Annotated in this window: 8 protein-coding genes; 1 reads left to right on the top strand and 7 read right to left on the bottom strand. The window is 50.5% G+C overall.

The features are described from left to right. Positions 1 to 21: 21 nt before the first annotated feature. Genes FBF61_RS02405 through FBF61_RS02420 form a run of 4 tightly spaced genes read right to left on the bottom strand, consistent with a single transcriptional unit; the run spans position 22 to position 8651 of the window. Entirely contained in the window at positions 22 to 1782 is a 1761-nt protein-coding gene (locus tag FBF61_RS02405; RefSeq protein WP_166444399.1) for an exo-alpha-sialidase, read from the bottom strand. 31 nt (positions 1783 to 1813) lie between these two features. After that, entirely contained in the window at positions 1814 to 3631 is a 1818-nt protein-coding gene (locus FBF61_RS02410) for a LamG-like jellyroll fold domain-containing protein (RefSeq protein WP_138475567.1), read from the bottom strand. Positions 3632 to 3667: 36 nt separating this feature from the next. Further along, entirely contained in the window at positions 3668 to 5431 is a 1764-nt protein-coding gene (locus tag FBF61_RS02415; RefSeq protein ID WP_138475568.1) for a RagB/SusD family nutrient uptake outer membrane protein, read from the bottom strand. Between the two features lie 10 nt (positions 5432 to 5441). Continuing rightward, entirely contained in the window at positions 5442 to 8651 is a 3210-nt protein-coding gene (locus FBF61_RS02420) for a SusC/RagA family TonB-linked outer membrane protein (protein WP_138475569.1), read from the bottom strand. Between the two features lie 388 nt (positions 8652 to 9039). Here FBF61_RS02420 and FBF61_RS02425 point away from each other — a divergent pair, with 388 nt between their 5' ends. After that, entirely contained in the window at positions 9040 to 10092 is a 1053-nt protein-coding gene (locus FBF61_RS02425; RefSeq protein ID WP_138475570.1) for a LacI family DNA-binding transcriptional regulator, read from the top strand. Here FBF61_RS02425 and FBF61_RS02430 read toward each other — a convergent pair. The 3 genes from FBF61_RS02430 to FBF61_RS02440 are packed head-to-tail and all read right to left on the bottom strand — an operon-like array spanning position 10068 to position 16146. Next, complete coding sequence (locus FBF61_RS02430; RefSeq protein ID WP_138475571.1) at positions 10068 to 13028, bottom strand: PVC-type heme-binding CxxCH protein; 2961 nt, start codon at positions 13026 to 13028, stop codon at positions 10068 to 10070. The genes FBF61_RS02425 and FBF61_RS02430 overlap by 25 nt on opposite strands. Before the next feature lie 14 nt (positions 13029 to 13042). Further along, entirely contained in the window at positions 13043 to 14605 is a 1563-nt protein-coding gene (locus FBF61_RS02435; RefSeq protein ID WP_138475572.1) for a 3-keto-alpha-glucoside-1,2-lyase-like domain-containing protein, read from the bottom strand. 32 nt (positions 14606 to 14637) lie between these two features. Then, positions 14638 to 16146, bottom strand: coding sequence for a RagB/SusD family nutrient uptake outer membrane protein (locus FBF61_RS02440; protein ID WP_138475573.1), 1509 nt, complete (start codon positions 16144 to 16146; stop codon positions 14638 to 14640). Between the last annotated feature and the right edge of the window lie 24 nt (positions 16147 to 16170).

The following is a 16170-nucleotide window of genomic DNA, read 5'->3' on the forward strand; positions in this document are numbered from 1 at the left end:
TTTTCTGTTTGTAAAAATGTTTTATTCAATCCCCGCCCGGAAACTCCCGATGGCTTCGGAGGTGGTGAGATAGCGGTTGTAGACGCGTATGTTTTTGATTTGATTTTGCCCGGCAGGCGAGATTTTTAATGGCGAAGATGTATTGATATCCGCCAGCCCGCCGCTGAACCACGTCCACCCGAATGGCCGGTAGCGTCCACCATCGCAGAGTTTTCCGTTTACGACCGTGGTAATGATATTGGGGCCGCCGTCGACGATAAATACCACGTGCTGCGGTTTGCCGGTTTGGATCACACCGGGATCGGTGTCCCAGGAACTTGTCTGCTTTCCGTCATGCAGCGTCACCGCGAGCGTTCGCCGGTCGGTAATGGTTACGGACATTCCCTTTCCCCGGCTGTCAAGGTTATCGAGCAGGATTTCGCCCGGTTTCAATTCGTTAAAATGCAGCCAAAGATCAATGGCAAAGCCGCCTGCATTGAGATCAGGAAGTTTAGGAACAGTAATTTCGGAAGTCGTTGTCAGATCGTGCTTTTCAGCGATCAACCCCGATCTGGCAATGGTTTTGAAAGTCGCCTGTTTCCACAGACCTTCCAGCAAAAGCGGGTCAATGGCATGTACAGCGGCAACTTCTTTCTGCGTTTCCGTGATCCAGAATTTACCGTTTTCCTCGATCAGGTCCGGGTAGCTCATGCGCGCCGACGAGTCCGTTTCGTACAGTAATATTTCCGGCTGGGACCAATGTATCACCCCGTCCTTTTCCACCCCGCCGCTCACCCAGGCCGGGTTCCGGTGCTGCCAGCGTACGACCTGGTTGTGGTTATGGTACCAAAGCAGGTACTTTCCATTGGCACATTTGAACAAACGCGGGCAAGCCCTGGGATTTTTAACAACCTGACCGCCTGGCTCATACGTCATAAATTCGGGTTTTGTCCAGGTTTTTCCGCCGTCTTTGCTGTAACTCTGCGCCGGGAAACCTTCATTGGTACGATACACGCAGTAAAGGCCGCCGCTATTGAGCCCCACAATATTATGTTCCTCCTGCACGAGGCCCAGGCCGGCGGTGCTCAATCCTTGCTCCCCGTCGGGCAGCAGCTGCCAGTTGAGTTTTTCAGGATTTTTTTCGGTGGCAATATTGTCGGATTTAAAAAACCAGCCTTCGCCCACGTCAGCATGGTATCTGCCCATTTTTGTGAGGGCAAAATACATGCTCTTTCCGATCTCGACAGGTTTGGATATACCCCAGAAAAGCTGCGCTTCGCCTTTCCAGTTGTTCATGTAATCGACTGTGGTTTTTCGCAGCGGCAGCCGGTAGCGTTCCGACCAGGTGCGGCCGTTGTCATCCGAGTATTTGTAACAATACCAGCCGAGCAAGGCCGAATTTGAGATCGGTTTTCCGTCAGGCGTATTGAAAACCGCGTCTCCATTGTAATTGTAAAACACATAAATACGACCGTAAGGCGTAACATAGGGTGTTGCCCACGAGCTCATCTGATCGGTCGCTTTTTCAATATCGATCGGTTTTGACCAGGATTTTCCCTGATCGGAACTGATGATCGCACAGACATGCTGGCCCTTCTGGCTTTCGCCCCCCGGCCCGGTAGTGATCACGCACAGCCATTCTCTGGACAGCGTTTTGACCACATACGGCTGATCGCAATACCCTTCGTCGGGAATAATGCTTACTGCGTTTTTCATGTTCCGCAGGTCCGCATATTGCGCAGATACGATGTCTGCATTCCGGCACAGCAATGCCAGCAACAGATAAAAAACAGATTTGTTCATCAATAAAAAATCTAAAAATGACATGCAGGAATTACAGCCCCGCATTGAAATTGGCTACGGCCTCGGACGTTCGCAGGTAGCGGTCGTAGACGCGTACACGATGGATTTTCATTTCCTGCGGGGCATCGAATGTGCATTTATACGTATCGTTCATATCCCGCATGAAGGTATGCACCCTACCCCAGCCGTATTTTCTTCCGCCCGGGTTTCCATCGCTCAAAATGCCATCGACAACGATGGAAACGATTTTAGAAGCTCCGTCGACGATGAACACGATATGGTGTTTTTTGCCTTTTGACAAAACATTGGCATCCGAAACAAACGACTGCCCGTTCAAAAATTTCCCGTCCGAATCGCGCATTTCGCCGTCGTGGATATGCAGTTTAATGGTATTGCTGTCACCCACAGAAACCTCGATCCCTTTGTGTTTCGGACCAAAAGTCGACAGGATTTTCTGACCTGCTTTCAGATCACCCGGCGTAAGCCAGAGTTCCACGGCAAAGCCGCCGCCTTTGATCAGATCCGGAAGTGCAGGAAACGGTATGGTACCAGATTGCAACATTTCCGAACCCGCATCCAGAATAATTCCCTCGCGGACGACTTTTTTGACAGTATTCTGCGCCCACATACCATTCAAAAGATCCGGGTCAAGGGGATGCACGCGGGCCTTGTTTTTCTGGGTTTCGATCAGCCACATTTTACCATTCTGCTCGATGAAATCGGGATAGCTCATTCCAAAAGCCTCGGGATCATTGTCATACAATGCAATTTCGGGCTGCGACCACACAATCTCCCCGTCCTTTTCAATGCCGCCGCTGAGCCAGGCCGGGTTTCGTCCCTGGTAGGAATGGTCGCGGAAATTGTTGTGAAACCAAAACAGGTACTTTCCCTCGGCAGTACGATGGATTTTAGGGCAGGCCCTTGGATTTCCCATCGGCTGACCGTTGGCATAATGCATGATTTTAGGCTGAGAAAAAGTTTTGCCGCCGTCTCTGCTGACCGCATAAGCCGGAAAACCTTCCTCCGTCCGGTACACGGTATAAATGTTTCCGTTGCCCAGGATCACCGAATTATGCTCTTCCTGCACTTTTCCGAACGCTGGATTATTGATTCCTGTGTCCGCTTCCGGCAGCATATCCCATTTGATATCGTCGGGATTTATTACCGTCAGGATATTGCTGCTTTTCATGATATACCCCTCCCCCCGGGACGCAAAACCCTTTCCTTCGGGATTCGTCAGCAATATTTTGGAAAAAGTAATGTAGGCGGCTTTATCGGTCACATCCGGCTTATCGATACTCCAGAAGAAATTGTACCTGCCTTTTGAGAAATTGTCCCGGTCGATCTGCGTTTTGCGCATTGGCACTTCGTAACGTTTTTCCGACCAGGTTTTTCCGTTATCATCCGAGTATTTGAACATGAACGGCCCGCTCATCACCCCGGCAAGACCCGGGTGACGGTTCTGGTTATAGTTGTAAAAAACATAAACCCGCCCCGAAGGCGTTTTCAGCGGCACTGCCCAGGACGACTGCGGCACACCCGAAGTTTCCACGTCGCTCAGCGCAGTCCAGGTTTTGCCCTGGTCATAACTTTTCGTCGCTACGATATGGTTCATGTACGCGTACTCGGTGCCCGACGAGGTGGTCATGGTGCAGAGCCAGCTCCCGTCGTTGCAGACAATCACGTAAGGCTGGTCGGCATAGTGTTCCGTGGGCAGCGGGTAGCCGTTTTCGATACACCGCGGGTCGGAATTCCGGGTTGCTATATACTGGGCCGCGGCGTCAACATATAGCAACATCAGAACCGACAGGCTGCATGCTTTCAATCCGTAATCAAAGTATTTTTTCAAGCCTGAATCAATTGAAATGAAAAGTGGGTTTCTGTGTTAAAATGCCGGGTCCTGGATTAGTACGCCTTTCTGGATGTCGATCTGGCTCTGCGGGATCGGCCAGTGATCGTTAACTCCTTTTTTATACTGCGCACCTTTCATGAAAACCCTGAACTTGGAATCGTTTTCTACAAACTTCGTCAGTACTTCCGCGTCCTTTTCCCAGCGTACCAGATCAAAAAAGCGGTTTCCTTCCATGGCCGTTTCGAGGCGCAGCTCCATTTGCAGTGCTTCCCGGGCATAAGCCTGGCTAGGGAATGTTTTGTATTCACCCAAAAGATAATTGGCTGCCGGTTTGGTATAATCTACGTCAATGGTGACGCTGGAAGGGAATGCATAAGTATTTACTTTCCCCATCACGAAATCATCCGAAGCCCGTTTTCGGACCTGATTAATCAGCTGCATGGCTTTGGGCAGGTCATTTTCTTCGATGGCACATTCAGCCCGCCATAGTAAAATATGTGCATAGCGGTACAAACGGTAGTTGATCGCCGTCGCCCGGGCAAAAGTGGTGTGTGACGCATCTTTCTGAGCAGCTTTGGTAAACATTTGCTTGATCGGAATATAAGGCCCGCCATTCACCTGGTCCCTCACCCACTCGTTGCCGGTGTTGATTCCCCAGTCCAGGTACGGTATGCCCCGGCGCCCAACCGTCCAGTCGAGGCGCGGATCGAGGAGGTGGGTGTCGGGCACGAAATTGTCTGCGGAATTGATTCCCATGTCATTTTTGAGGTTGGTATCATTGTATTTCGGGCCTCCAATCCCCAGCAAAGGCAAACCGTCTTTGTCCACTTTGAAAGCATTCACCAGATCCTGCGAAGGCTGGTACATCCCGCAGCAGGTCGGTAAAAAACGGTTGTAAGGATTGGTTGTCCAGGAATCGGGGTTACCATTGAAGCCCTGGCTGGTACCATCATTGACGGCAGATTGTATCTCAAAAACCGACTCTTTGTTATTCTCGGTCGAAGCCGTATAGTTGTCGCGAAAATTATCGACCAGCGCAAATCTCCCGCTTGCTATGATGGCGTCCAGTAAAATCTTGGCGGCTGGAAATTCCTTTTGAAACAAATGAACATGTGCCTTGGCAGCCATCACAGCCCATTTGGTGGCACGGCCCGGCTCCCCGGGAAAACTCTCGGGCAGGTTGTCAATGGCGAACTGCAGGTCCGTTTCCACTTCGTCCCAAACCGGGTGATCATTTTTTACCAATGCCGGATCGGCCACATCTTCGGTAATGTAGGGAATCTGGAAATGCATCTGCTGTAACCGGAAATGGAAAAACCCTCTCAGGAATCTGGCCTGGGCACTGAGCACATTGACATTGGCCTCACTCATGTTCACTTTGGCCTTAGCCAGCGCTTTCAGCACATCATTGGCGCGGGAAACGCCGTCGTACATTACATACCATTTCTGCTCGATCAGCTGATTGGTAGGCAGCGCTTCATATCTTTCCACCTCCCCGCCCGTGGCAAAATCGCCGAGGGTGGTGCCTTTATAGGCATCGTCAGAAGCACAATCCCAGACCCAGTTCCGGATGGAAGCAGGGTATGCATAGGATGGAAACCCGTTGGAACTTCCGGCCCCGTCGAGTAAAGAATATGCTCCGATCAGCAGGTTATCGACACCTTTTGGCGTATTCAGCAGATCGGCCACCACTACCCCTTTGGGTTCTTTGGTGAGAAAATCGTCACTGCACGAGAGCAGGCTGATGACGAGCGCAGAGAAGATACTTTTTATATATAATCGATTGATGCGTTTCATGATGTTGATTTTATAATTCAATATTGATTCCGACTAAAAACCTTTTAGGGGTTGGCCACACTGCTATGTCTACACCGTAACCGTTGTCCCCTGTCTGTATCTGCGGATCCAGTCCGGTGTATTTGGTTAGGGTGAACAAATTCGTCGCCATCGCGTAAACCCGGAGTTTTTTGGCAAAGATCTTTTTGGCGATCCCGTCGGGCAGGTTATAACCCAGTTGCAGCGACTGCAGTCTCAAAAACGAGCCGTCTTCGACATAGTAGGACGATGGCTGCTGGCTTACCGCGTCGTTGATTTCCGCGATCGGCATTTTAGCGTCTGCATTGTCTTGCAGGTAAGGGCTTCCCCAGGATTCATACAGCCTTCTTTTGCCGCGGTTTCTCTGGAAAAGGTTAAAATCAAGCGAACGGCGGTTGAGGTTCAGGATATCATTGCCGACGCTGGCATAAAATACAGCCGTGAAATCAAACTGTTTATACTGTACATTTCCGTTCAGACCGGCGGTAAAATCCGGGTGCGGGTTACCAACATAAGTACGGTCTCTGGTATCGATCACATTATCCCCGTTCACGTCCCTGAACTTGAAATGTCCGGGCGCATTATATGCCGAACCAAACGCAACCGGGTAATTGGTGGCTTCTTCCTGTGTCTGGAAAATCCCGTCTACCTGATAACCGTAGAACTGAGGGAAAGAAGTACCTTTTTCGGCCCTGGTATACACTTGTTCGCGAATCGCGCCTCCCTGGATCGCTTCCAGGTCATTGCCCGACAGCCTTACGATCTTGTTGCGGTAATGCGAAATGTTCGCAGTGACATTGTACTTCAGATCCTGCCCGAGCGCGGTACCATGCGTTCCGATCTGCAGGTCTATTCCCCTGTTCTGCATATCGCCTATGTTCACCGACGGATTGGTCGCTATTCCATATACGTAAGGAACGCTCAAGGGGTAGAGCATGTCATTGGTATTACGCTGCCAGATGTCTACGGTGATATCCAGTTTTTTGAAAAAAGTAGCATCCACCCCGAAATTGGTCGTTGTGGTGGTTTCCCATCTCGCATTCGGATTTCCGAAAGTACCTGATTCGAAACCGGTCGCAAGGGCTGTATTGGAGCCTGTGATCGGATAATACGAGGTAATAGGCGATGTTTTAAAGGTTGTAAAACCATTGTAATTCCCGATCTGGTCATTACCCGATTTCCCCCAGCTCGCACGTACTTTCAGGAAGTCGAGCCAGGTAGCGGACGATTTCAAAAACGCTTCTTCGGATAGTATCCATCCTGCCGAAAACGCGGGGAAATTACCGTAACGGCTGTTTTTACCGAATCTCGACGAACCGTCCCGGCGTATGGTCGCATCAATCAGGTATTTGTTGGCAAATTCATAATTGATCCTCCCAAACAGCGAAAAAGTAGACCAGTCGCTGGCATTGCCCGAATTCTGAATGTTGCCCTCGCCTGCATCCAGCACCCAGTAATCTTCGGTCGTGGCGAAAAACTGGTTCCGGGACGCGCTGATGTTCTGTGAAGTACTGTTGATAGCCTCCGTACCCAGCAGCACGCCGATATTGTGTTTGCCTCCCAATGTGGTATTGTAATTGACGGTGTTGGTCCAGTTCCATTGACGGCCTTCGCTGTAACCCTCGCTCAGCTCGGGGTATGGCCGGGCCACGTAACTTTCAGGATTGGGCTCGTTGGGTGATTTGCTATGAAAATTGCTGAAATTGAGCCCAAACAAGGATTTAACGGAGAGGTTTTTCAGGATATTAACTTTGGCATAGGCATTTCCGGATATACCGAGGTTTTTTCCTGTAAAGTCTTCCTTGCGGTACAATTCGGCGATCGGGTTGTTATTGGTCTGAATCCCGGTCATCCGCGAAGTCGGCGCCCAGTTTCCCCGGATATCGCGGACAGGCATGATCGCGGTCAGTTCGAGAAGCTGTCCGAACGGAGAATCCTCGCCGCTCGCTTCCTGGTTCCCGTGGTCGTTGGTATAGCTGAAACCCAGGTTTTCTCCCACTTCCAGCCATTTGTTAACCTGCGTGGTGATATTGGACCTCAGCGTGTAACGTTCGTAGCCGGTCTTGATAATGATCCCGTCCTCTTTCAGCATGCCCGCGCTGAAACCGTAAGTCGTGTTTTCCGAACCTCCTGTAATAGCCAGCGAGTATTCTTTGGTCATGCCTTTTCGGTACATTTCTTTGTACCAGTCGGTGCCCTGCGGATTAGCCTCGGTGATCGGGAAAGTGTTGATATCGTATTTTGAAAGATCTGCTTCATCGGCTCCGGTCGGGATCAGGTATTTGGGAACCCGGGGCGTGGCACCACTTCCATAGATCGGATGCGTGGGCGTTATACCCGAATTTTTTGATTGCAGCCACAGCATTTCGCCGTATTCATCCACACTGAGCATATCGTGGCGGCGCGTATTTTTGGTAGTTCCCACGCGCACATTCAGGCTGATGCGCGGCGCCTGGCCTTTTTTACCCTGAATGGTCGTTACCAGAATTACCCCGTTGGCGCCCCTGGCGCCATAGATCGCCGTGGCCGAAGCATCTTTCAGGACGGTCAGTGTCTGGATATCGTTCGGACTGATCTCGTTGATGCCTCCATAACGCGGCACGCCATCAACGACCCACAAAGGATTGTTGTTATTGATCGTACCCAGTCCTCGGATCCGGATCGTAGCGTCGCCTCCCGGGGTATTGGCCGTGGTGACAGTAACCCCCGGAACGCTTCCCTGCAATGCCTGGGTCAGGTTCCCGACTGCATTGGACTGCAATGTTTTAGGCTCAACAGTGGCTATACTTCCCGTCAAAGTCACCTTTTTCTGAGTGCCATAACCTACCACCACCACATCGTCCAGTGTTTTGCTGTCTACTTTCAGCACCACATCAATGGTACTTGACGCACCAACATTGATTTCCTGTTTTTCAAATCCCACAGAACTGAAAACAAGCACTGCATTTGCGTCCGCCACAGCAATCGCATATTTACCGTCGGCACCGGTGGTAGTTCCGTTGGCAGTGCCTTTTACGAGTACGTTTACACATGGCAGCTCTTCGCCGGTTTCCGAAGTTACCCTGCCGCTGACCTCCTGAACGGATTGCCGCAGCCAAAGTTTTGCGGATTTGGTGTTGACATTTTCTGCGAATATCTGGTGGCTTATCCCCATGACCGGGAACAGGCAGCACCATAATAATCTTGCTGTAAATTTTGTCATATACTGAACATTAAGGTTTAGATAATTTGATAAATTATGGGTTACATCCGAAGCGGAAAAGACCTTTTCAGAGCGCACGGATTTCCGTTCAGACGCTTTCCCGGGATAGAATTATTCCTAAATATAAATGAACAATTCCCTTAAATTTTGCTTAAAAACGCTTTTCAAGCCCAATTCCGGCAAAAAAACGTTACCGGAAACGTTGCCGGAAAATTGAAAATTTTCATATTACTTCTTGAAAAAGTAATCCTGAGGAAAAATAACAAGGCCGCGATGTTACGAACAGAAAAATATAAAGGTTACCTTAAAGGAGTTGACACCGGCGTCTCCCGATTGACATGCCGCGTAGCTATATTTACAGCCAAATACCTTTCCGATTCAGTACGCTATGAGAAGTAAACAAACCACGATATGGGACATTGCAGTCAAATTGAATATATCCATTTCAACGGTTTCCAGAGCGCTCAGAAATGCGGGCGATATCAATCCCGAAACAAAAAAAGCGGTGCTTAAACTCGCGGACGAGCTGGATTACCAGCCCAATTCCATCGCCGCCAGTCTGAGGAACAGCAAGACGAACATCATCGGGATCATTGTTCCCGAATTCATACACTCCTATTTTCCGAGAGTGATCCTGGGCGTGCAGGAAGAGGCCTACAAATCGGGTTACAAGCTGATGATCAGCCAGTCGGGAGAGTCACTTGAAATTGAGAAGGAAAACATTCACGCCATGATTTCCAGCCGGGTCGACGGCCTGATCATGGCGTTGTCGAGAGAAACTGACGAGTACGACCACATCCGGTCGGTACAAAAAAGAGGGATACCGGTGGTTTTTTTCAACCGTTTTGCAGACGAACTACAAGGTTCAAAAGTACTTGTCGATGACTACAAAGGAGCATTTGAGGCTGTTGATTATCTGATCAAAACCGGCTGCCGGCGAATAGCGCACCTGGCCGGCCCGGAAAAACTCACCATGAGCGGCAACCGGATCAATGGCTACATCGACGCGCTGAAACTGCACGGTATACCGGTTCTCGAAGAGCTGATCATTCCCTGTGATTTCATGGAGGGAAAAGCACGGCAGGCTACCCAGCATCTGCTGAATATGCCTGACCGTCCCGATGCCATTTTTGTGGTCAACGACCCTACCGCTATCGAAGCGCTGATCTGTTTGAAAGAGAATAATGTGAAAATCCCGGAGGAAATTTCGCTGGTTTGTTTTTCAAATGCGCCCCACAGCACCTTTGTGGACCCGCCCCTGACGGCGGTTGTCCAGCCGCTTTTTGAGATCGGGAAAACGGCGGCCCGCCTGCTGATCGAACAGATCACCGAGGGCAAAGCCTTTGTTCCCTCAATCAAAAAGCTGGAAACTGAAATGGTGATCCGGAAATCTACCCGGCTGGTCAGCCCGGCCGGTCAGTTTCCCAGTTCGCTGAGGTAGCGGAGCAGATCGCGGAGTTCTTCTTCCGAATAATTGTCCATCAGCCCCGACGGCATGAGCGAGCCGGTTTCCGTTTTACTGGCAATGATCTTTTTGCTCACAACCTTCGGTTTTTTGGATTCGGTGGTTTCAATCTGTATTTCCTCCGCATTTTCAAAAATCTTGATACCCTGGATCAGTTCACCGGTTTTGGTTTCTACGGCCACACGGTTATAGCCCTCCTTCACATTCTGGTTGGGCCAGAGCACTTCTGAAATGATCTCCCGAGCCGACAGACCTTTGCCGATAGCCGACAGATTGGGACCGATATTCCCTCCTTTTCCATTGATCGTATGGCAGGATGCGCAGCTGGGATTTGCTGCATAAATCGCCTGCCCTTTTCTCGCATCGCCGGCCTCTTTCACTTGTTTTGAAAGCTTGTCCACATACTGCTGATCGTAAGTTCTGGTCACGAGGTTTTTCACGCCGGCCTGCTTGTTAAGCAACGTTTTCAGCTGGGGTGCATTGATACCTTTCACCGCCAGTACTTCCAGCATCAGACCTGCTTTTTCCTTGGACAGGCTTTTGGCTGTTAATGCTGTGGTCAGCGAGGTAATCCCACCTTTGCGTTCCAGAACCGGGGATATGATCTCTTTAAATTCCGTAACAGAACTGCCGGAAAGGCCGATTTCGTTGAGGGTAGCATGGGTAGCGAGGCCGATATCCAGCGCACTCAGGCTTTGCAATGCCGCCAGCCGGATCTGCCGTGGCGTCTGCGGGTCTTTGACGAGTTTTTGTAAAGTCGGCAAAGCAGCACGTCCGTTCAGCTGTGCCAATGTCTGCAAAGCTTCTGCACGGAGCGACGCATCATTTTGTCCGTTCACAACCAGATTCTGTACCGCCGGTGCAAGCGGTTTCAGCTTCCACGCCCTGATCAGCCGCACTGCCGATTTGGCAACCTCTTTGTTATCCGGTTTTTTAAGAATACTTCTCAATTTATTCAATGAAACCTGCGTGACAGGCCGGGGTTCGGTTTTGGCAAGATGATCGAGCAAAACCGCATCATCAACCACGTTTTCCGGAGACAGCACAAATTCAATATCCGAAGTACCCCCCGTTTTTGCCAGACTGATCAGCAGGCTTCGTTTTACTTCTTTTGGCAGGTTGCCGGAAACCAGTTTACGATACATACCGGCGGTATACCATGACGGAGGAATGACACTGACTATATAGGCCAGATGCGCAGGATCTTTGAATACGAGCATATTTTTCTTTAAAGCCGGCTCCCAATCCTGCTGCAATGCATACACCGTTTTTTCCAATGCATAACGGATAAATTTGTCCGTCGGGAAATTGAGTACCTGCGTAGCAACCGCCATGGCTTCTGGCCGGTGCACATCGCTGACCGCCACGAGTGCCTCCAAACGAACTCTTGCCACGGGATCATTGACCAGCGGTTCGAGGATGCCCAGCGGGTTTTTCAGGCGGTCGGCCCAGCGTCCGGCCACGTGCGCGGCGTAACCTCTGGCGCCAGGCTCTTTGCCTTTTGCCAGTATTTGTAACAAGTCCTCGTTCACGATCTCGTGACTTTCATACACATGGATCGCTTCGAGACTATGATGTTCAAAATCACTGTCCGACGGGCTTAATTTTGCGACCCAGTCGGCCAGCGGCTGGCGTATTTCCTCAAAATCACGCTCCGCCAGGAGCCTTCGTACCTGGTACCTCGTCCAGTGTTCTTTTGATTTGAGGTGATCGAGTAATGTCGGAACGGATTGTCCGGCGAGTACCGGAGGCGTAAGCAGCGGCTGGCCTGTGGCAGTGATCCGCCAGATCCTGCCGTGGGTTTTATCGCGGTCGGGATGCCGCATGGAGGCCTGGTAATGTCCGATGATCGGGTTATACCAATCGAGCACATACATCGCCCCGTCCGGCCCGATCTTGATATCGATCGGGCGGAAGCTCCGGCTCGAAGAGGTCAGGATCGGGTCCAGCAATGTCGCCTTGTAGCCGGAAGAATCCTCCGCCACGCGCATACGCTCTACTTTATTGTTATAATAACCGGCGATCACAAAATCGCCCCACAAGTCTTTGGGTAAATGTTTGGTACGGATAATCTCAATGATCGAACCTTTGATCACCAGCTTACCTATCGGCGGAAGCAATGCGCGGTGGGTGGTATTGACCATTCCCGGAACGGTATAGAACAGTTCGGGATCGTTGGCTTTGTGGAACATTTCGCCCCACTCACCAAAATTCATCCCCCAGGGATTTACGCTGGCAGTAGACCCGTCCAGGAATCCGTCGAGCCTGTTTTGCAGCGGGCGGTACCTCCATATCGAAGCACGATCTGCTTTTTTGATACCCCACGCGGTTTCTATCCGGCTGTAAATGCTATGCCCTTGTGAAAAGAAAAGCTCGCCTCCGGGGCTCCACAAAAAGGAGTTGATCGTCTGGTGGGAATCGTGCGTTCCAAAACCTGAAAGCAGTACCTTGCGGCTGTCTGCTTTCCCGTCATTGTCGGTGTCTTTGAGGAACACCAGTTCCGTCTGCTCGCCCAGGTAAACGCCTCCGTGCCCGAGCTCAAACCCCAGCGGAATGTTCAGCCCTTCTGCAAAAACTGAAGAATGATCTGCTTTACCGTCCCCGTCCTTGTCTTCCAGGATCATCAGCTTGTCATTGGGATTTGAACCGGGCAGCGGTTGCGGGTAAGAAGGGATCGTCAGCACCCACAAGCGGCCTTTTTCGTCCCAGCGCATCGCACAGGGATCGGCAATACCCAATGTTTCGGAAGCGAACAATTCAATTTTGTAGCCATCGGCAATCTTGAAAGAAGCCATTTCCGCCTCTACCGAGTTGTCGGTCTCGGCGGGGGCAACGGACATCAGATTGACCTGGGCAAAACTTGTGAATGAAAGTAAAAAGGCAAACGCTATGAGGAATGATAGTCTTCGCATGAAAAATGGATTTATCAGTTTTGCGTAACCAACAGGTTTTGTTGTTCGGAAATCCGGTTCTCTGCTTCCCGGATCAGTGGTTCAAAACCTTTTATTTCTTCCGGAAAAATTCGTTTTTCGGTATTTTTCCAATCGTGGCTAAAAGGCACTGTGGTACGGTCTCCCCCCAGAAAAGCCCAGTTTCCGGGACGCCAGTAACCGATCCAGAGCTGATTTTTGGTCAAAACTTCTTTCCGCAAAGGTTCCAGCTTTTCCGTATACCGCTGATGCATTCCCAGTTCCTGCAAGATCACCTCTGCCGCAAGTTTCTGTCCTTCCGGCGTGAGATGAATGCCGTCGAAAGTAAGCGACCCGGCCAGCGGGGATTTTTGGAGGGGATGATACAGATCGACATACAAAAAACCTTCGCGGCTGGCAAGGGCACTTATTGCCTCCGCATATTTTCCGGCTGGCGCATTTTGCAAAGGATTTTGCGCCAGATTACCTTTCCCTGAATTCAGATTTTGGGGCTCAAAAGGGATGGGTGAAAGCAAAATGATACGCCTTTTCGTAGTCCTGATTTCTGAAAGGAGCTTTTTATATGCTTTGATAAATTCAGGAATTGCGGCTTCTCCTTGCAAAGATTCCATTTGCCCGAACTGCACAAAAGCAATGTCGGCGCCGAGACTGTCCAGGTTTTTAGACCATTTTCCAAAACCTACATCCCTGAACTGTTCGTAGGCCGTGTCCCCGTCCCAGCCCAGGTTCCGGATGTGGAGCCGGGTGTGCGGGTTAGCAGCCATGAGTAGCGTTTCCAGGTAACAGTCCTTGCGCATGTTCACGATATTGGTGCCACCGGCAAAAACGACCACTTCATTTTCCCCGAATGTCACAGAAGACGCTTTGCCGACCGGCTTGTTCAGCGGAAGTTTCAGCTCTTTCACCAGCTGCGCCTTGGATAATCCTGCGAGTTCAACCTTCGGGTTATGCACCAATGTATTGATCTTGTACCGGACGGTCTGCGCATCACCGGCGTGAATTTGCAAAGCGATGTATCCCGACGGGTCACCGCCCGGATCTTTCACAGACACCGCCAGTTTTCCGTTGATGGCAGTCCAGATTCGATCGCCCGAAACCAGAATTTCATATTTGTTCCACTGACCGGGTTTTACCGCTTTTCCACCCCGGTCCGACCAGTCGAGCTTTTCCCGACCGTGCTCGTGATAGAGCCGGCCCCATACACCCTTACCCATATCAGCCTGGTAGCCAAGCGCCTGACCCGACGCGTCCGCTTTTTTGGAACGGAACTGTATTCCTGCATTGCGGTCATTGGTTTCCAGCAGCACGTCCACGTTCAGATAAAAATCGGTCACTTTTACGTCGGACCATAAAAACTGGTTTTTCGCCACTTTCTGCGTTGCCCGGCCTACAATCGCGCCGTCTTCAACCGACCAGTACTGCATGTTGGTGGCCGACCAGCCCGTCAGGTCTTTTTTATTGAAAAAGCGGGTTTCCGTTTTTTTCTGTGTAAAACCCTTGCAATGGACCAGGCATAATAACAATATGACCAGACCTGATTTAACCTTAAATGCTTTCATGGATACATGTTTATGGATCAAAATAGTAAGGCTCAATAACCTGTATTCTGCGTCAGTTCAGGATTGATAATGATTTCGCCTATCGGAACAGGGTAAAGCAGATCTCTTTCGCTAACCTGAAAAGCAGCGTCCGCGGGTGCGCTACCCGCCGGATAATAATACTTCTGGGGATTGGCCTTTACTCTGGCACCATAGGCATTCATGGTGGTGACGGCCTGTCCGCTCCGCACCAGATCGTGCCAGCGCTTGTTTTCGAATGCCAGCTCAATCCTGCGCTCTTTAAAAATCGCGTCCCTCACCGATGCCTGGCTTCCTGCAGGTACATCTTTTAACCCAGCGCGCCTTCGGACCAGGTTCAGCTGGGCCACTGCTTCCGCGGGACGGTTTTGCTCATTCATTGCCTCGGCCAGCATCAGCAGTACCTCCGAATACCTGTAAACCGGCCAGTTTACGGCCGTTTCGCGGTAACGGGCGTGCGGGAACAGATACTTTTTGACATAGGGCGTATGGTTATATACGACGCCTACGAGCGGGGAAGGCCCGCTGTAAAATCCGATTGAAGCGGCAAAACGTTTGTCTGCCAGGGTATCTTCGTAAGCAGCCAGCATATCCGGCGTAGGAGTGTTATAAGATCCGTCGGTGTTGGATGCCGAAGGTTTTACTCCCGTAATTACCGACGGATCGGTCAGTACCGGCATAAATTTATAAGGCAGAAAATTGCTGACAGCCTGCGCGGTTCCCTCCGCGTACTGGACATCAAATATCATTTCAGTATTGCTTTCGTTCGACGGGCTAAAAACATCGGCATAATTAGCCAGGAGTGTGTAACCCATGCCTGTAACTTGTTTGAGCGCGGTTTCTGCGTCCGCCCAACGTTTCAGATTGATATAAACATCCGCAAGAAGCGTGTAGGCCGAGCCGGAAGAAACTCTACCCACAGCCTGATTTGCCCTGTTCGGAAGCAAAGTTGTAGCTTGTGCCAGATCAGAAAGGATCTGTTCGTACACGGCGGAAACCTCCGATCGGGGTTTGAAAGTGGTCTGATATGAATCCGCGGGATCCGTAAAAATGGGTACCCCGCCGAAATTTTTGACCAGATCAAAATAGGCGAATGCCCTTAAAAAATAAGTCTGCCCTTTCAGGTTGTCCTTTGACGGCTGATCAAACTCAACCGCATCTATACTTTTCAGCACCTGGTTGGCACGGGATATGATCAGGAAGTTGTTATTCCACTTTGCTCCGGTGTTCACATTGTTGTTTTCGACTGTGAAAGTGGAAGGGTCTTCATCCTGTTTTGGACCGCGCTGGGCAACATTGAAAATAAAATGGGTATTGTCCGAACGCATCTCATTCAGTATCCAGTCCTGATTGTACAGCGGCTGCAAAGGTGCATAAACACCGCCGACAGCTTGTTCAAAGTCGGTTTTTGACTTGTAAAAATTGGTGGAGCTCAGGTTTGTTTCCGGCGAAATGTCGAGAAAGTCGGAGCAGGCGCTGACCGTCAGGAGCAGCATTCCGGCAAGTAATATTCTAATATTCATATCATTCCTTTTTTGTCTTGCTGT

The sequence above is a fragment of the Dyadobacter bucti genome (assembly GCF_005869225.1).
In the GTDB taxonomy this organism is placed as follows: Bacteria; Bacteroidota; Bacteroidia; order Cytophagales; family Spirosomataceae; genus Dyadobacter; species Dyadobacter bucti.